At 33.0% G+C, this 16,809-nt stretch carries 14 protein-coding genes and 2 tRNA genes; 6 read left to right on the top strand and 10 right to left on the bottom strand.

Features of this window, described 5'->3' with window-relative positions:
* Positions 1 to 14 precede the first annotated feature (14 nt).
* Positions 15 to 1,274, bottom strand: coding sequence for an aspartate kinase (locus tag ACKTST_RS11855; protein WP_408047956.1), 1,260 nt, complete (start codon positions 1,272 to 1,274; stop codon positions 15 to 17).
* Positions 1,261 to 1,743 (bottom strand): GNAT family N-acetyltransferase, encoded by a 483-nt coding sequence (locus ACKTST_RS11860; RefSeq protein ID WP_408047957.1) that lies wholly within the window; start codon positions 1,741 to 1,743, stop codon positions 1,261 to 1,263. The genes ACKTST_RS11855 and ACKTST_RS11860 overlap by 14 nt, the downstream gene beginning before the upstream one ends.
* A 161-nt stretch (positions 1,744 to 1,904) precedes the next feature.
* Between ACKTST_RS11860 and fbp the strand changes: the two genes are divergently transcribed.
* Positions 1,905 to 2,939 (top strand): class 1 fructose-bisphosphatase, encoded by a 1,035-nt coding sequence (gene fbp / locus ACKTST_RS11865; protein ID WP_408047958.1) that lies wholly within the window; start codon positions 1,905 to 1,907, stop codon positions 2,937 to 2,939.
* A 124-nt stretch (positions 2,940 to 3,063) separates the two neighbouring features.
* Complete coding sequence (locus tag ACKTST_RS11870; protein ID WP_408047959.1) at positions 3,064 to 3,672, top strand: superoxide dismutase; 609 nt, start codon at positions 3,064 to 3,066, stop codon at positions 3,670 to 3,672.
* An 81-nt stretch (positions 3,673 to 3,753) separates the two neighbouring features.
* Here the strand turns inward: ACKTST_RS11870 and ACKTST_RS11875 are convergent, their stop codons facing one another.
* Positions 3,754 to 4,902, bottom strand: coding sequence for a cystathionine gamma-synthase (locus tag ACKTST_RS11875; RefSeq protein ID WP_408047960.1), 1,149 nt, complete (start codon positions 4,900 to 4,902; stop codon positions 3,754 to 3,756).
* 35 nt (positions 4,903 to 4,937) lie between these two features.
* A complete protein-coding gene (locus ACKTST_RS11880) occupies positions 4,938 to 5,393 on the bottom strand; it encodes a DinB family protein (protein ID WP_408047961.1) in 456 nt (151 codons plus the stop codon).
* Positions 5,394 to 5,501: 108 nt separating this feature from the next.
* Between ACKTST_RS11880 and ACKTST_RS11885 the strand changes: the two genes are divergently transcribed.
* Positions 5,502 to 5,849: an arsenate reductase family protein gene (locus tag ACKTST_RS11885; protein WP_408047962.1), complete on the top strand. Its 348-nt coding sequence runs from the start codon at positions 5,502 to 5,504 to the stop codon at positions 5,847 to 5,849.
* A 37-nt stretch (positions 5,850 to 5,886) separates the two neighbouring features.
* On the opposite strand, the gene ACKTST_RS11890 is transcribed toward ACKTST_RS11885, so the two are convergent.
* The 3 genes from ACKTST_RS11890 to ACKTST_RS11900 all read right to left on the bottom strand — a co-directional run bounded on the left by ACKTST_RS11890 (position 5,887) and on the right by ACKTST_RS11900 (position 6,634).
* The gene (locus ACKTST_RS11890) at positions 5,887 to 6,369 is read right to left on the bottom strand and encodes a DUF4252 domain-containing protein (RefSeq protein ID WP_408047963.1); all 483 of its coding nucleotides are present in this window, start codon (positions 6,367 to 6,369) and stop codon (positions 5,887 to 5,889) included.
* Between the two features lie 89 nt (positions 6,370 to 6,458).
* Positions 6,459 to 6,529, bottom strand: a tRNA-Gln gene (locus tag ACKTST_RS11895).
* A gap of 34 nt (positions 6,530 to 6,563) precedes the next feature.
* A tRNA-Gln gene (locus tag ACKTST_RS11900) sits at positions 6,564 to 6,634 on the bottom strand.
* Between the two features lie 182 nt (positions 6,635 to 6,816).
* Between ACKTST_RS11900 and ACKTST_RS11905 the strand changes: the two genes are divergently transcribed.
* The gene (locus ACKTST_RS11905; RefSeq protein ID WP_408047964.1) at positions 6,817 to 9,927 is read left to right on the top strand and encodes a protein O-mannosyl-transferase family; all 3,111 of its coding nucleotides are present in this window, start codon (positions 6,817 to 6,819) and stop codon (positions 9,925 to 9,927) included.
* A 3-nt stretch (positions 9,928 to 9,930) separates the two neighbouring features.
* Positions 9,931 to 10,557, top strand: coding sequence for a polysaccharide deacetylase family protein (locus ACKTST_RS11910; protein WP_408047965.1), 627 nt, complete (start codon positions 9,931 to 9,933; stop codon positions 10,555 to 10,557).
* On the opposite strand, the gene ACKTST_RS11915 is transcribed toward ACKTST_RS11910, so the two are convergent.
* Positions 10,554 to 10,847 carry a thioredoxin family protein gene (locus ACKTST_RS11915; RefSeq protein WP_408048092.1) on the bottom strand — a complete coding sequence of 98 codons (294 nt, stop codon included), beginning with the start codon at positions 10,845 to 10,847 and terminating at the stop codon, positions 10,554 to 10,556. The genes ACKTST_RS11910 and ACKTST_RS11915 overlap by 4 nt on opposite strands.
* A gap of 87 nt (positions 10,848 to 10,934) precedes the next feature.
* Entirely contained in the window at positions 10,935 to 12,158 is a 1,224-nt protein-coding gene (locus ACKTST_RS11920; RefSeq protein ID WP_408047966.1) for a metallophosphoesterase, read from the bottom strand.
* Between the two features lie 209 nt (positions 12,159 to 12,367).
* On the opposite strand from ACKTST_RS11920, the gene polA reads away from it, so the two are divergent.
* Positions 12,368 to 15,199 carry a DNA polymerase I gene (gene polA / locus ACKTST_RS11925; protein WP_408047967.1) on the top strand — a complete coding sequence of 944 codons (2,832 nt, stop codon included), beginning with the start codon at positions 12,368 to 12,370 and terminating at the stop codon, positions 15,197 to 15,199.
* 5 nt (positions 15,200 to 15,204) lie between these two features.
* On the opposite strand, the gene ACKTST_RS11930 is transcribed toward polA, so the two are convergent.
* Positions 15,205 to 16,806, bottom strand: coding sequence for an Ig-like domain-containing protein (locus ACKTST_RS11930; protein ID WP_408047968.1), 1,602 nt, complete (start codon positions 16,804 to 16,806; stop codon positions 15,205 to 15,207).
* Between the last annotated feature and the right edge of the window lie 3 nt (positions 16,807 to 16,809).

A 16,809-nucleotide genomic window follows, 5' to 3' on the forward strand; every position in this document is an offset into this window, starting at 1 on the left:
TAATTTATTTTTCGCTAGCTTTCCAGCTTTTCTTGAATGACAAATTGTGCAGTTTCGGTATTTATTTGTCGTATGATAGATTTTCCTCGCTTTTTAATAACTTCAATTGCATCGTCGTTAAAATGGCGAATGGTATAAAGCGTAGTGTTCTCGTAAGCTTTAATTTTATAAGCAGCTTTTAAGTCGTTATAAAAATTTTCAAAATTATGGTACTTGTCTTCTACACAAACCGAGAAGCTAATAGCTGAATTTTGAATAAGGTTAACTTTTAATTTATACTCATGCAATTTTTTAAACACATCGCTTATATTATCTTCAACCATAAACGAAAAATCTTTTGCTGAAATAGCCACCAAAATTTGATTTTTCTTTACAATAAAGCATGGAATTTCTGGTGTAATTTTCTTTCCTCTGCCTACACATGTTCCAGACTTCGTAACATCTTCAAAAGAACGAACGTATAACGGTATTTTCTTTTGTTCTAATGGCTGAATAGTTTTTGGATGAATTACAGAAGCTCCATAAAACGCCATCTCTATTGCTTCTGTATATGATATTTCTTCTAACAAAGTGGTTTCAGAAAATACTCTAGGGTCAGCATTTAAAACGCCTTCAACATCTTTCCAAATGGTAACACTTTCTGCATCTAAACAATATGCGAAAATTCCTGCAGTATAATCAGAACCTTCTCTTCCTAACGTAGTGGTTTCAACACCAAAACCTCCTAAAAACCCTTGTGTGATGTTAAGTTTTGACTCATCAACTTTTTCACTTATTTGTTGTTGAGTTTGTTTCCAATCAATTTTAGCATCGCGATAACTACCATCGGTTTTAATGTATTCACGCACATCTAACCATTGATTGCTCACCCCTATATCAGACAAATAAGCACTCACAATAGTAGTTGATAGTAACTCACCAAAGCCAACCATTTGATCGTACACATAGTTATAATCTTTTGAGGTGTTTTGAATCATGAACCCACTTAATTCACCAAAAAGGAAATTTACTTTGTTATAAACTTCATGATTTGAAGAAAACAATCCGTCTAACATATTTTGATGGAAAGTTTCAACATAATTCAATGCTTCTTTTAACTCTTCTTTTTTATAGAAATAGCCATCAACCACACGTTCAAAAGCATTGGTCATTTTTCCCATAGCTGAAATTACCACTAGTGTGTTTTCAGTTCCTTCGTATTGCAATACCTTAGCAAGGTTTTTTACTCCATTAGCATCTTTAACCGACGCTCCTCCAAACTTAAATATTCTCATTACAATATTGTTGTAAGTTTTGTTCATTCATATGACAAACTCTCCACTCATCATATACTGTTGCACCTGTACTTTTGTAAAAATCAACCGCACTTGTATTCCAGTCTAACACTTCCCAAGCAACTCTTTTACATCCTTTTTCATAAGCGTATTTTAAAACAGCTGTGTACAATGCTTTACCTGCTCCTAGGCCTCTTTTAGATTTAGTTACCATTAAATCTTCTAAATGAATTGCTTTTCCTTTCCATGTAGAATAACGTTCATAAAATAACGCCACACCTATAATCTTATTATTTTCTTCAGCAACAAAGGTTTTAAATTTCGGTGTATTTGACCAACCATCTTCTATTAGGTCTTCAATAGAAATTTCAACCGCATTAGGCTCCTTTTCGAACACTGCTAACTCTATGATTAAATCTAAAATAGCTTGCGCGTCCTTTTGTTCACCTTGTCTAATAATAAAACTCATTTCTTATTTTTTTGGTAAAGATAGTTTTAAAAAAAATCCTCTAAAAGCAAAAGGAAAATTTAAAACACATCAAGATTTTTTGTTGAAATTTTTAAGGCTCTAAATAATTGTAGAAAAGCAAAAAAGTTGGCATCTTTGTACACACAACACAAACATGTAAAATGGACAATAAACACATGACTCTGGGTGAGTTTATCATAAGTAAACAAAAAGATTTTAAATATTCTTCTGGTGAATTATCTCGTTTAATAAATTCTATTCGTTTAGCTGCCAAAGTAGTAAATCACGAAATTAGAAAAGCTGGTTTAGTAGATATAACTGGAGCTGCTGGCGACATTAATGTTCAAGGAGAAGCACAGCAAAAACTAGATGTTTTAGCCAACGATTTATTTAAACAAACATTGATAAACCGTGAGATTGTTTGTGGTATTGCTAGTGAAGAAGAAGACGATTTTGTTATTGTTGAAGGTCAAAATAAAGCTAACGAAAACAAATATGTATTGTTAATGGATCCTTTAGACGGATCTTCAAACATTGATGTAAATGTATCGGTAGGGACTATTTTTTCTATTTACCGAAGAATATCTCCTGTGGGAACTCCTGTTACTAAAGAAGATTTCTTACAAAAAGGTAGCGAACAAGTAGCTGCGGGTTATGTAGCTTACGGTACCTCAACCATGTTAGTTTTCACTACAGGTAATGGAGTAAACGGATTCACACTAAATCCTGCTATTGGTACTTTTTACTTATCACACCCAAATATGCAGTTCCCAGAAATTGGTAAAATATACTCAGTTAGCGAAGGATATTTTACGCATTTTCAAGAAGGAATGAAGCGTTTCTTAATTCACTGTAAAGAATTAAATGAGGCAGATAACCGTCCGTACACAGCACGTTATATCGGATCATTGGTTTCAGATTTCCATAGAAATATGATTAAAGGCGGAGTTTATATTTATCCTGCTACAGCAATCACTCCGAAAGGAAAATTACGTTTGTTATACGAATGCAATCCTATGGCATTTATTTGTGAGCAAGCTGGAGGAAAAGCTTCTGACGGCTTTACAAGAATCATGGATATTAAACCTACAGAATTACACCAACGTGTTCCTTTTTATTGCGGAAGTAAACAAATGGTTGAAAAAGCTGAGGATTTTATGAATGAATATTCTTCAGCCGATAAACCAGCATACTAAAGAATAAGTATTTTTTATATCTATATAAATTATCCATAAGGCAAACTTTTGTTTGCCTTATTTTTTTGGGTTAAATTTACATTCAGAAAAACGAAAAATTTAATCTATTAAAAAACAAAAAATTATGGCTTTCGAATTACCAAAATTAGGATATGCTTACGACGCTTTAGAACCACATATAGATGCTAGAACTATGGAAATACACCATGGTAAGCACCATAACGGATATACAAACAACTTAAACAATGCCATTGCAGGTACTGATTTAGAAGGAAAATCTATCGAAGATATTTTAACTAATTTAGACATGAGCAACGGAGCTGTCCGTAACAATGGAGGTGGATTTTACAACCACTCTTTATTTTGGACAGTAATGAACCCAGAAGACAGAGGATATTTATCAGGTGAATTAAAAGATGCTATCGAAGCTGAATTCGGATCGAAAGAAGCTTTTATCGATGCGTTCTCTAAAGCAGCTGCTACACAATTTGGTTCAGGATGGGCTTGGTTATGTGTACACAAAGGAGGTAAAGTAGAAGTTTGCTCTACTCCTAACCAAGACAATCCATTAATGCCAGGTGTTACTTGTGGCGGAACTCCTATTTTAGGATTAGACGTTTGGGAACACGCTTATTACTTAAACTACCAAAACCGTCGTCCAGATTATATTGAAGCTTTCTTTAAGGTTATCAACTGGAACGAAGTAGAAAGAAGATATGCAGCAGCTAAGTAATTAGTTCCTATCATAAATTAAGAATAAAAAATCCCGCAAATTGCGGGATTTTTTAATTTTATATCTTAACTCGTCTTCGTTCTATTTTTTCAATGCTTGTTCTAAATCAGCCAATAAATCGTCTATATCTTCTACCCCAACACTCAAACGAATTAAAGAATCTGTAATTCCTATTTTTAAACGATCAGTTTCAGGAATAGAAGCATGTGTCATCGTTACTGGATGACTTACCAAACTTTCTACTCCTCCTAGCGATTCAGCCAACGTAAATAGTTGAGTGTTTTCTAAAAAAGTTAAAGCTGCTTGTTTACTTTCATCTTTCAATCGGAAAGAAACCATACCTCCAAAATCATCCATTTGCTTTTTAGCTATTTTATGATTTGGATGATTTTCTAATCCCGGATAAAATACCTCTCTTACTTTTGGATGCGCTGATAAGTATTTAGCTACTGCTTTCCCATTTTCACAGTGACGTTGCATACGTAAATGCAGAGTTTTTACTCCTCGAAGCGCTAAAAACGAATCCATAGGTCCTGCAATTGCTCCAGCTGCAAACTGAATAAAGTGCAATTGTTCTGCTAACTCAGCATTTTTAGTCATTAAAGCTCCCATGACCAAATCGGAATGCCCTCCTAAATACTTTGTTGCTGAATGCATTACGATATCAACACCCAAATCTAACGGACGCTGTAAATACGGTGTTGCAAAAGTATTATCAACCGCTACTATAATAGCTGGTTTTTTATTTTTCACTGCTTTGGTAATTTCCTCTACATCCGCAATTTTCATTAGCGGATTAGTTGGTGTTTCAATCCAAATTAGTTTTGTTTTTTCAGAAATAGCATTGGTTACATTCGCCACTTCATTCATGTCAACATACTGAAATTGCAATCCATATTTTTCAAACATGTTCGTAAACATGCGGTAGGTTCCTCCGTAAATATCATCTCCTGCAATTATCTCATCACCTGGATTTAAAGTTCTCAACACACAATCTATCGCTGATAAACCAGAAGAAAAAGCAAATCCGTGTGTTCCATTTTCAATAGCTGCAAACGCATTTTCTAAAGCGGTACGTGTAGGATTTGAGGCACGCGAATATTCATACCCTTTGTTAACTCCAGGACTTGTTTGCGCATACGTAGATGTTTGAAATATCGGAGTCATAACCGCCCCCGTTGCTTCTTCGTGCTTTTGACCTCCGTGTATGGTTTTGGTATTGAATTTCATCTATAATTTATTTCAGAATGAATTTTTCAGAAAAATTACACCAATTTAGTTAAAGTCATAATCATTCCCAAATGCATTCCTTCGTGTAAATTATTAAAAGCTATAGCACTTTCAATTGAATCTAAAACAAAACCTGTACTTGTTTCATAGGTTTGGTAATCTGTAAAAATTCCTGCTTCAAAATCTTCTTGCATCGTATCTGGTAAACCAATTAGTAATTCTTTTACCTCATCAAATTCTTCTTCGGTAAAATCTTTCGTTGGTACGGTTCCTTTTTTGTAATCTTCTATCAATTCATCAGGCGCTAAACAATCTAATCCCGACAATTTATAATGCAATAATTGTTGCGTAACTACTAAGTGTGCTACATTCCATGCAATATTATTATTGAATCCTTCAGGAATGATATGCAGTTGTTCTAAGGTTAACCCTTCTATTCTTTTTAAAACTAATTCTCTCGATTTTTTTAAAACTTCAAATTGTTTGTTCATTTTTCTAGTTATTTTAGCTATTTCAAAGATAGCTATTTAACCTATAAAGCTTGTACTTCGTATTTGTTATTTAATGGTTAAAACCAATAACAATAAAAGTTTATACCAATGAAAAAAGTTTATTTTTTACAAACTTGTGATACGTGCCGAAGAATTTTAAAAGAAGTAAATCTTGATGGATTTGAAAAGCAAGAAATAAAAAACAATCCTATTACTGTTGCTCAACTAGAAGAAATGCGTGCGATGACCGATAGTTACGAAAGCTTATTTAACAAAAGAGCAAAATTGTACAAGGAAATGGACTTAAAAAATCAAAATGTTACTGAAGCTGATTACCGCCAGTACATTTTAGATGAATACACATTTTTAAAGCGCCCAGTTTTTATTGTTGAAAACCAAATTTTTATTGGTAATAGTAAAAAAGTAGTTGAAAGCTTAAAAAGCTTGATTAATTAAAAAACTCCGACATTTTTTGTCGGAGTTTATATATAATTTAGTTCGAAGCAATATTATTCTTTGTTGATGCTTCTACCATTGCTGATAGTTCATCCATAGTTAGGTTTGTTTTAATCCCTAATAAAACTAACTCATCTTTATTGTCGTGAACATTCACTATAATTTCTTTAATACGGTCTTTTGTTTCTCTAAAAAAGACCGTTACTCTTTCCTTTCCGTCTTTAACTTTTACTAAAGTTTTTAGGTTGTTTTTTCTAACAAACTTTTTAAAATCATTTTGAACAGATGATAAATTGTTATTAAACACCATAACCTTATAATTACGTGCTTTCTTTAAGAACACAGCAAATTCATCAGTATCTTCATCAGAAATAAATAGGTTTGCAAAAAAACTAGGAATGTTTAAAGATACTTCAGCTCTATCTTTATTAGATTTATAAAACTCTTTAAAGTTTTGTTCTTGTGCAAATGATGTACTTAATACAAAAAGACAGAAAAAAATTGTTGCAATACGTTTCATAATTGTAGTGTTTTAATTGAAGACGACACTTGCTAAAATTTGTTACAAATAAAAAAGTCTTAACGAAATTCGTTAAGACTTTTAAGAAGTTACCCCACTAGGACTCGAACCTAGAATATCGGTACCAAAAACCGGTGTGTTACCATTACACCATGGGGCAATTTTAGTTGAAAACTAAAAACAAGCAAAATTAGTTGGCCCACTAGGACTCGAACCTAGAATAACGGCACCAAAAACCGGTGTGTTACCATTACACCATGGGCCAATTGCTTATTGCGGGTGCAAATATAATTCTATTTTTTTAATTTCAGAAAAAATAAGTGTATTTTTTAACACAACTTTGGTAGTATACATACCTGAGTAGTTTGTGTAAAATTATATTTTTGCTTACAACGAAAAAATCGTTTGTAATTAATACATTCGTACTTTATATCTAGATAAAAAACTATGACTGAGCCTAACTATAAAAAATGGAACATCATTTTAGGATGGGTTTCATTTGCAATAGCATTAATTACCTATACATTAACTCTTGAACCTACGGTAAGTTCTTGGGATTGCGGAGAATACATCGCAACTGCAGTAAACCTAGAAGTAGGACATCCACCTGGAGCTCCTTTGTTTCAAATGCTAGGAGCATTTTTTGCAATGTTTACTAGCGACCCTAGTCAATTAGCTAAGATGGTCAACTTTATGTCTGCTTTAGCAAGTGCTTTCACTATTTTATTTATGTTCTGGACTATTACCAGTTTAGCTAGGAAAATGGCAGTAAAAAACGGCAAGTTCAGTAAAAATGAAGCAATTGCTATATTAGGAAGTGGTTTAGTAGGTTCGTTAGCGTATACTTTTTCTGACAGCTTTTGGTTTAGTGCTGTTGAAGGCGAAGTATACGCAATGTCATCTTTCTTGATGGCAATTTTATTTTGGTTAGGATTGCGTTGGGAAACCGAATTAAACACTCCGAGAGGTAATAAATGGTTAGTACTTATTAGTTTTGTTGTAGGATTGTCTTTTGGTGTACACATATTGTCATTGCTAGTAATCCCTTCAATAGTTTTATTGTATTTCTTTAAAACTTATAAAAACATCACTTTAAAAACAGCTGCAGTTGCTACCCTAGTTGCAATACTTGTATTAGCTTTTGTGTTTAAGTTTTTATTTCCTTTTACATTAAAATTCTTTAGTGTTGCTGAATTATTCTTTATTAATCAAATAGGATTACCTTATAACTCAGGAACTATCATTGCAGGGTTACTATTGGTAGGATTATTTGTATACGGATTAAAATATACACGCAAAAAGAACTTAGTTACAGCAAACACTTTAGTTCTTTCTGTACTATTTATAATGATTGGATTTTCATCTTGGTTAATGTTACCAATTCGCGCAAATGCCGATACAATTATCAACGAGAACAACCCATCAAGTGCTCGAGAATTATTAGCGTACTACAACCGTGAACAATACGGTGATGCAAATGTTTTTTACGATAATTACTATTCTGTTGCTTATGATAGAGAGCAAGATGCTGAAAAGCCTTATAAAGATGATAAACCTAAATATGAAAAAATAGACGGTAAATACGTTATTGTAAACAGATATAAAAATGTATTACCAAACTACTCTAGCAAACACAAAGGGTTTATACCTCGTATGGTAAATCCTGCTTCAGATCAACAATACAAAAGCATTGCTGGAATTCCTGCAAGAAGTAAAAGACGTCCGACCTTTTTAGAGAATGTAAAATTCATGGTCGATTACCAATTCGGATATATGTACGGACGTTATTTTATGTGGAATTTCGTAGGTCGTCAAAACGACATTCAAGGAAATTTAGATATTGAAAGCGGAAACTGGTTAAGCGGTATTGATTTTATTGATGAAGCTCGCTTAGGCTCTCAACAAAATTTACCAGACGATGTAAAAAACAACAAAGGACGTAACACCTACTTCTTTTTACCTTTCCTATTAGGGATATTTGGGTTGTTTTATCAAGTAAACAAGGATAAAAACAACTTTTATGTACTAACACTATTCTTTTTATTTACAGGATTGGCAATTATATTCTACACCAACCCAAAACCATTTGAACCACGTGAACGTGATTACGCAGTAGTTGGTTCATTCTACGTTTTTGCTATCTGGATTGGTTTTGGTGTATTAGCACTATATGATTACTTTAAAAAATACGCTAGTAAAAAAATAGTTGCTTACGCTGTTTCGGCTGTATCATTATTTGCAGTTCCTGCATTAATGGGCTTCCAAAACTGGGATGATCATGATAGAGGAGATCGCTATTTGGCACAATTAAATGCACAAACCTATTTAGAAAGTTGCGATCCTAACGCTATTATATTTACTATTGGTGATAACGATACTTTCCCACTTTGGTATATGCAACAAATTGAAGGTGTTCGTAGAGATATAAAAATTGTCAATACAAGTCTTTTTCAAACTGATTGGTATATCGATCAAATGAAAAAGAAAACCTACACAGCAGATCCAATTCCGTCTCAATTAACACACGATCAATACAAGTACGGAACCTTAGACATGGCATACTACTACCCTATTCCGCAGTTAAAAGATTCTGTTTTGTTGATTAGTGATTTTATGCGCTGGATAGCTAGTGATAACGATGCAACTTATTTAGATGCTGGTGATGGTGCTAAAGAGAAATTTTATCCAACCAATAGAATCCGTATTCCTGTTAACAAAGAAAACGCTTTAAAAACAGGATTAGTAGCACAAAAAGATGCTGATAAAATGGTTGATTATATCGATATTACTGTGGATGATAGAGGCTTGTCAAAAGCAAGATTATTGATGTTAGACATCTTAAATAATTTTGATTGGAAGCGTCCTATTTACTTTACTGGTGGTGCCAATGCTGATGAAGAGTACATCTGGTTAAAAGACTACTTACAATTAGACGGAATGTCATACAAATTAGTTCCTATTAAAACTTCTAATAAAGGAAAATCAATTTTTGACATGGGGCGTATCGATCCAGAAAAAATGTATGCAAACGTTAAAAAGTGGGATTGGAAAACTATTAATAACGGAGAAATTTATTTAGACGAACAAAGCAAGCGTAACGCTATTTCATTACGCAATAACTTAATGCGATTATCAGAAGAATTTTTACAAAAAGGAGATTCTGTAAACGCTAAAGATGTGTTAGATTTATCATTGTATAAAATGCCAATTGAAGACTTTGATCATTACAATTTCTCATTAGGATACCCTGAGTTATATTATCGCATTGGTGATATTGACAAAGCACATCAAACTACTGAAACTTTAATTAAAATTTTCCAACAAAAATTACAATACTATATTACTTTTGACTATGATGATTTACATTTAGTTGAAGATAACATACTTACAAACCTATACATGTATGAAAACGTAATACAACAAATTGTTCGTTATGATAAAGACGAAGAGTATAGTAAAAAAGCTTTTAAAGAATATAAGATTCACGAAGGATTTTTCAGAGCACCTTCCAAAGAAGAAGAATCAGATTCGCAAGAACTAGACACAATCAAACCTTAATTAATGAGGTTGTATTTTATAAAAACACCACGTATACTTAAACAACTTTTTGCTAAGTATACGTGGTCTTTTTTTACCCATAAAAAAGAAATTTACGTAACTTTTGATGATGGACCAATACCAGAAGTAACAGAATTTGTACTCGATCAATTGAAAGAGTATAATGCAAAAGCTACCTTCTTTTGTATTGGTGATAATGTTCGTAAATACCCTGCTATTTTTTCAAGAATTGTTAGTGAAGGACATACCGTAGGAAACCACACTTTTAACCATTTAAACGGATGGAAAACTAGTAATGACACTTATTTTGAAAACACAAATAAGTGTGAAAAATTACTGAATCAGAAAACAAAACTCTTTCGTCCTCCTTATGGAAGAATCAAAAAAAGTCAAGCGAAACATCTTTTAGCAAAGGGTTATAAAATTATTATGTGGGATGTACTTTCAGCAGATTTTGACACAAACATTTCAAAAGAAAAATGCTTACAAAACGTGGTAAAAAACACAAAAAAAGGAAGCATCATCGTTTTTCACGACAGTATTAAAGCGAGTGATAAATTATACTACGCGTTACCTAAAGTTTTAAAAGAATTTTCGGAAAAAGGATATGAATTTAAGGCGATTTACTAAACGTATTGTTGTACCAAACCTATTAGCGTATTCGCATCTTGCTCGCCAGTTTGTCGCCACTTCATTTCTCCGTTTTTATAAATCATAAAAGTCGGATTTCCTTTTACACGTAAAGCTTCAGCAAGAATTTCATTTTTAGCAATGTCTATCTTTATAACTTTAGCTTTATCACCTAAGGCAGCAGCAACATCACGAAGTGTGTCTAAACTTGGTTCAAACTCACTCCAATCTGCGTAAAAATCGATTAACACTGGTTTGTTAATACTTATAATTTCACCAAACTTTGTCATCTTTTGCATAAGTTTTATCAGTAAAGTGCCTAAAATTACTAATTTTTTGTTATGTAGTTGTTATGTAAACCTTAAAAATACTGAAAATCAGGCTTTTTTTAATTCAATTACGGTAATTTCAGGCCAAATTCCTACTCTACCAGGAAAGGCATGATACCCAAACCCACGGTTTACGTTAATATACCTACCAAATTCTTCGTACAATCCTGCCCATTGTTTGTATACGTATTTAGCAGGACTCCATTTAATCCAACCTGGAATTTCTATACCAAATTGTAATCCGTGAGTATGACCACTTAACGTTAGTTGATAGTTAAAATTGTCTTGCTTTACCTTATACTCCCAATGACTTGGGTCATGGCTTAAAAGAATTTTAAAATCTTCTTGCTTTATTCCTTCAGAAGCTACTTGTAAATCTCCTGCTTTGTTAAATCCTTTTCCCCAGTTTTCTACACCAATTAAAGCTATTTTTTGTCCGTCTTTTTCAATGTAACGGTTTTCATTCAATAATAAATCAAATCCAATTTTTGGGTGAATATCTTTTACTGCTTGAAAATTCGCTTTCTTATCTTCTGGAGTTTTCCAATCGGAATAATCACCATAATCATGATTTCCCAAGATTGAATATTTTCCCATTGATGCTTTTAACTGTGAAAAAACAGGAACCCAATCGTTCATTTCATGAGCAAAATTATTTACAATGTCACCGGTAAAAAAGATAATGTCTGATTGTTGCTCGTTAATTAAATCAACTCCGTACTGAATTTTTTCTTTATTATCAAAACTTCCTGAATGAATATCGGTAATATGCGAAATCGTAAATCCATCAAAAGCATCTGGTAAATCTTTGAACGCTAATTGGTACTTTACAACTTTGTAATTAAATTTCCCTTTAAAAACACCGTATAATAAACTCGCTAAAGGTATTGATGCTAATCCTAAAGCTAGCTGCGATAAAAACTTTCTGCGTCCTGCGAGTGGTTTGGTTTGCGAAGTAAAAAAAGAAACAATTTTTTGCCCTCCTCTAAACACATCTTCTCCAAAAAGCAACAACATTACAAATAGCTTTGGCACCAATGCTATTAACAACCAACCAAATGCCCATTGAAAAGTAATTGTTTGCCCATCTGCTCTACTCATTGAGGAGATTGTATAGAAAAAATTAATATAAATCAGTAAGCTTACAGCAAGAAGAATCCATTTTAGAGGTTTAAATCTAGTTACTGTTTTTAACGCTTGAAATGTATAATATTCTGATATAAAAATTAAAATACCAATAATGGCAAAAGTGATTATAACTCTACGGGGCATATAAAAAATTTTGGCAAATTTACTTCTTTTAAAACTTTAACAGTTTGATTTTTAGAAGAGTTTAACAATATATTCCTTTTCCTGTAAATTGATTTTTAACATCTTTTAAAGTTTCGTAGCTTTACCTTCAGAATACTTACAAACTCTGGGTACTAATTTCACAAAACAAATCGGTACCAAATAGTTTATTTCAACCAGCTTAACAAACCATGGCAGACCAAAAACGACTTTTTTTACTCGACGCTTACGCACTTATTTTTAGAGGTTATTACGCTTTTATAAAAAATCCGCGAATTAATTCTAAAGGGTTAGATACCTCAGCAATTATGGGGTTTACCAATTCTTTATTAGACGTAATTAAACGTGAAAAACCTGATTATTTAGCGGTGTGTTTTGACAAAGGAGGAAGTGTAGATCGTGTTGAGGTTTTTCCTGAATACAAAGCCAACCGACAAGAAACACCAGAAGCTATTCGAATTGCGGTTCCGTATATCGAAAAAATATTGGAAGCTATGAAAATTCCTGCCATTGTAAAAGAAGGCTACGAAGCTGATGATATTATTGGTACACTTGCCAAAAAAGCTGAAAAAGAAGGGTTACAAACCTACATGGTAACCCCTGATAAAGATTATGCGCAGTTAGTTTCCGACAATATTTACATGTATCGTCCACCACGTATGGGTAACGGATACGAAAAATGGGGAGTTGAAGAAGTAAAAGCTAAGTTTGAAGTTGAAAATCCGTTGCAAGTAATCGATTTTTTGGGTATGATGGGAGATTCTGTTGATAACATCCCTGGGCTACCTGGTGTAGGTGAAAAAACTGCTAAAAAATTCATTGCTGCCTATGGTTCTATGGAAGGTTTGTTAGCAAACACCCATGAACTAAAAGGAAAAATGAAAGAAAAAGTTGAGGCAAATGCCGAACTTGGCTTGCTTTCAAAACAATTAGCAACTATTATGCTTGATGTTCCTGTTGAATTAGAATTAGATAAACTCATTTTTGAGCAACCAGACATTGAAGCTACAAAAGAAATTTTTACTGAGTTAGAATTTCGTCGTTTGATTGAAAATTTCTTAAAAACGTTTGCTACTTCACAAGAAAATCAAGAAAATACTACGGTAAGTGAACAACCAAAAGCTGCAAAAACTACTACTTCTGGTCAGTTCGATTTATTTGCTGCTCCTGGTAGCGGAAATGTTTCCGAAGAAACCAATAGCAACGGATATAAAACAATAGACAACACCAATCACTTCTATCAATTAGTTGATACACCTCTTTCAAGAAAACTCTTGTTAGAAAAATTATTACAACAAAAATCTGTTTGTTTCGATACCGAAACCACTGGTTTAAAAGCCTTGGAAGTCGAATTAATTGGAATCGCTTTTTCTTGGGAAGCTGGCAAAGGTTATTATGTTGCCTTTCCAGAAAATCAAGAAGAAACCACAGCTGTTTTAGAAGAATTCCGTCCATTTTTTGAGGCAGAGAATATTGAGAAAATAGGTCATAATTTAAAGTACGACATCAAAGTATTGTCAAATTACAATATGCCAGTTAAAGGTAAGTTGTTTGATACAATGATTGCGCATTACTTAATCAATCCTGATATGCGTCATAATATGGATGTGTTATCAGAAACTTACTTGAATTATCAACCTGTTTCAATCACTGAATTGATTGGTAAAAAAGGGAAAAATCAACTTTCTATGCGAGAAGTTGACTTACCAAAGCAAACTGAGTACGCTGTTGAAGATGCCGATGTAACGTATCAGTTAAAAGAACATTTTGCTAAGGAATTAGAAAGCGGAAATGTTACCAAACTTTTTAACGAGGTTGAAACTCCGTTAGTTTCTGTACTATCCGCTATGGAGATTGAAGGAATTAACTTAGACACCAATTTCTTAAAATCGTTATCTGTTGAGTTAACCAAAGATATTTTACAATTAGAACAAAACATATATCAGCAAGCTGGAGAAGAGTTTAATATTGCCTCTCCAAAACAGTTAGGACCTATTTTATTTGACAAATTAAAATTGGTTGACAAACCTAAGAAAACAAAAACAGGGCAATATTCAACTGCAGAAGATGTGCTTTCGTATTTAGCGAAAGACCATCAAATTGTCTCTGATATTTTAGAGTATCGTCAGTATAAAAAATTACAAAGTACTTATGTTGATGCACTTCCGAATGAAATCAATCCAAAAACAGGAAGAGTGCATACAGTTTATGCTCAAGCGGTTGCTGCTACTGGACGTTTAAGTTCTAACAACCCGAACTTACAGAACATTCCAATCCGTACCAAACGCGGACAAGAAGTGCGTAAGGCTTTCATTCCAAGAAATGAAGATTATGTTTTATTAGCTGCAGATTATAGTCAAATAGAATTACGAATTATAGCTGCGTTAAGCGAAGAAGAAACCATGATTAAGGCTTTTCAAAGTGGCGAAGATATCCATGCTTCAACTGCTGCTAAGGTTTTTAATGTTGAAATTAACGAAGTAACTCGCGAACAACGTAGCAATGCGAAAACGGTAAACTTCGGAATTATATATGGGGTTTCAGCCTTTGGATTGAGCAATCAAACCGATTTAACTCGTTCGGAAGCGAAAGAATTAATTGACACTTATTATGCAACCTATCCTAAACTGAGAAATTTTATTGCTGAACAAGTTGATTTTGCTCGTGAACACGGATATGTTGAAACCATTTTAGGTCGTCGTCGTTATTTAAAAGACATCAATTCGCGTAATGCCATTGTTCGTGGTGCAGCAGAAAGAAATGCTGTAAACGCACCTATTCAAGGTTCAGCAGCGGATATTATTAAACTTGCTATGATTAACATTCACAAACGATTTGAGCAAGAAAACTTCAAATCGAAAATGTTATTACAGGTACATGATGAATTGGTTTTTGATGCACACAAAGATGAGTTAAACATTATAAAGCCTATCATTAAACAAGAAATGGAAAATGCTTTTACAATGAGCGTTCCGTTAGATGTTGAAATTGATACAGGTATTAATTGGTTAGAGGCGCATTAAAAGCGTTATTGGTCACTTATAACAAATGTTTCGTTTTGTACCCAGTTGGCTCTTAACTTAAACTCTGCTTCTAAATAAATAATTTGCTCTGGTTGTTTTCGCAGCAAGAAGTTTCCTGTATCCCAAGCACGGTTATTGTTTTCATCAATAATAGCTCTTACCGTGTATTCCTTTGGGTCTAATAGGGTAAACTCTACTTTTTTAGATTCCGAAACATAGGCTGTTTTTACAACCTCGTCTCTACTTAATAGTTGAATAATAACTGGGTGCTTTGTTTCCTTTTTAACATCTAACACAATGCTTCCATAATCATCAACTGCACGAGTAGTAAATTTATAATCTAAGCTATCGTTAGTCGTTTCATAAACATCAACAATTCCTTTAGGAAGCCCTTTAAAAGTATATCCGTGTTTTGGTTTCTTTTCAAAGAACACCGCTAATTTATTAATCGATTGTTGTTGCAATTCAAACGCTATATCAACCGTATCATTATCTACTAATGAAAATTTAGTCTTATCGAACGAAACTATTGGGTTGTTCGTGTTAATAAACATGGTGTCTTTTAGATGTAAAACACTACCTACACTCGATGATACCGACAACGAATCTATCTTCTTTTTTCGTAAAAAAACCGTCACTGTATCTTTAAAATTCAGATTGTTAACTATAAAATTTAACGAATCTTTTTCTAAAGGTGTAAACCAATAATTAAGTGTGTCTTTATCTTTTTCAAACTGAGAAAATGATTTAAAATCTTCAGGAACTTCAGACAACAGTTCAACATTCATATTGTCTTGCTTTCCTTCAAAACCAAACTGAATTTTTCCTTTGGTTACTTCTTTTCCTCTTTTAAATTTATACGGTTGAATTTCTTTAAAAAAACGGATAGGTTTGTTTATAACACTATCAGCTGGTAAGGTAATAGTATCAGCAAAAAAACCAATTTTATCGTTTTTACTACTAAAAATATAGTCGTTTGCTTGTTCTTTTAACGCTAACATTAGGTACTTTCCTTCTCGTAGATTACTAAACTCAAAATTTGTGGAATCTAATGTACTTGTAACGTAGTTTGGTTTTTGTTTGAATATAATTGAATCGTTATACGTGCTATCTAATTTATACAACAACACACTTACTTCTTTAACTTCTTTTTTATCAAAAGCATCGGCTACAGAACCTTTAATTCTTAAAGAATCGATATAACTTCCTGTTGAAAACACATATTTAAAACTCTCTAACTTATTATTCTCATTATTGTCTTGAACTGCGTTTCCGAAGTTAAATGTATAAGTTGTATTGGGTTGTAAAGTGTCTAAAATTTTAATGTTGATGTATTTACTCGGAGTTCCTTGGGGTGTAATTAATGGTGGATTTTTCATGGGTGGTGAAACCACTAATTGTTTTTGCAGCTCTTTTAAAACAATATATTCATCAAAATAAATACGGATATTATCATCATCAAAACGAATTGTTTCATACGGTGGATTTGCAGTAACCATAATAGGAGCTGTTTCATCTTTAGGGCCTCCTTCGGGTCTTCCTTTTCGTGCACAACTTCCTAAAACAAAAGCAACAAGTGTAATTAAAATAAGGTGTTTATTTTTCACAGA

The sequence above is a fragment of the Tenacibaculum crassostreae genome, assembly GCF_964512405.1.
Taxonomy (GTDB): Bacteria; Bacteroidota; Bacteroidia; order Flavobacteriales; family Flavobacteriaceae; genus Polaribacter; species Polaribacter crassostreae.

What these genes read in the sequence shown, in the direction of transcription:
- ACKTST_RS11855 (WP_408047956.1), bottom strand. Translation starts at nt 1,274, where the DNA reads ATGAGAATATTTAAGTTTGGAGGAGCGTCGGTTAAAGATGCTAATGGA.
- ACKTST_RS11860 (WP_408047957.1), bottom strand. Translation starts at nt 1,743, where the DNA reads ATGAGTTTTATTATTAGACAAGGTGAACAAAAGGACGCGCAAGCTATT.
- fbp (WP_408047958.1), top strand. Translation starts at nt 1,905, where the DNA reads ATGGACAATAAACACATGACTCTGGGTGAGTTTATCATAAGTAAACAA.
- ACKTST_RS11870 (WP_408047959.1), top strand. Translation starts at nt 3,064, where the DNA reads ATGGCTTTCGAATTACCAAAATTAGGATATGCTTACGACGCTTTAGAA.
- ACKTST_RS11875 (WP_408047960.1), bottom strand. Translation starts at nt 4,902, where the DNA reads ATGAAATTCAATACCAAAACCATACACGGAGGTCAAAAGCACGAAGAA.
- ACKTST_RS11880 (WP_408047961.1), bottom strand. Translation starts at nt 5,393, where the DNA reads ATGAACAAACAATTTGAAGTTTTAAAAAAATCGAGAGAATTAGTTTTA.
- ACKTST_RS11885 (WP_408047962.1), top strand. Translation starts at nt 5,502, where the DNA reads ATGAAAAAAGTTTATTTTTTACAAACTTGTGATACGTGCCGAAGAATT.
- ACKTST_RS11890 (WP_408047963.1), bottom strand. Translation starts at nt 6,369, where the DNA reads ATGAAACGTATTGCAACAATTTTTTTCTGTCTTTTTGTATTAAGTACA.
- ACKTST_RS11905 (WP_408047964.1), top strand. Translation starts at nt 6,817, where the DNA reads ATGACTGAGCCTAACTATAAAAAATGGAACATCATTTTAGGATGGGTT.
- ACKTST_RS11910 (WP_408047965.1), top strand. Translation starts at nt 9,931, where the DNA reads ATGAGGTTGTATTTTATAAAAACACCACGTATACTTAAACAACTTTTT.
- ACKTST_RS11915 (WP_408048092.1), bottom strand. Translation starts at nt 10,847, where the DNA reads ATGACAAAGTTTGGTGAAATTATAAGTATTAACAAACCAGTGTTAATC.
- ACKTST_RS11920 (WP_408047966.1), bottom strand. Translation starts at nt 12,158, where the DNA reads ATGCCCCGTAGAGTTATAATCACTTTTGCCATTATTGGTATTTTAATT.
- polA (WP_408047967.1), top strand. Translation starts at nt 12,368, where the DNA reads ATGGCAGACCAAAAACGACTTTTTTTACTCGACGCTTACGCACTTATT.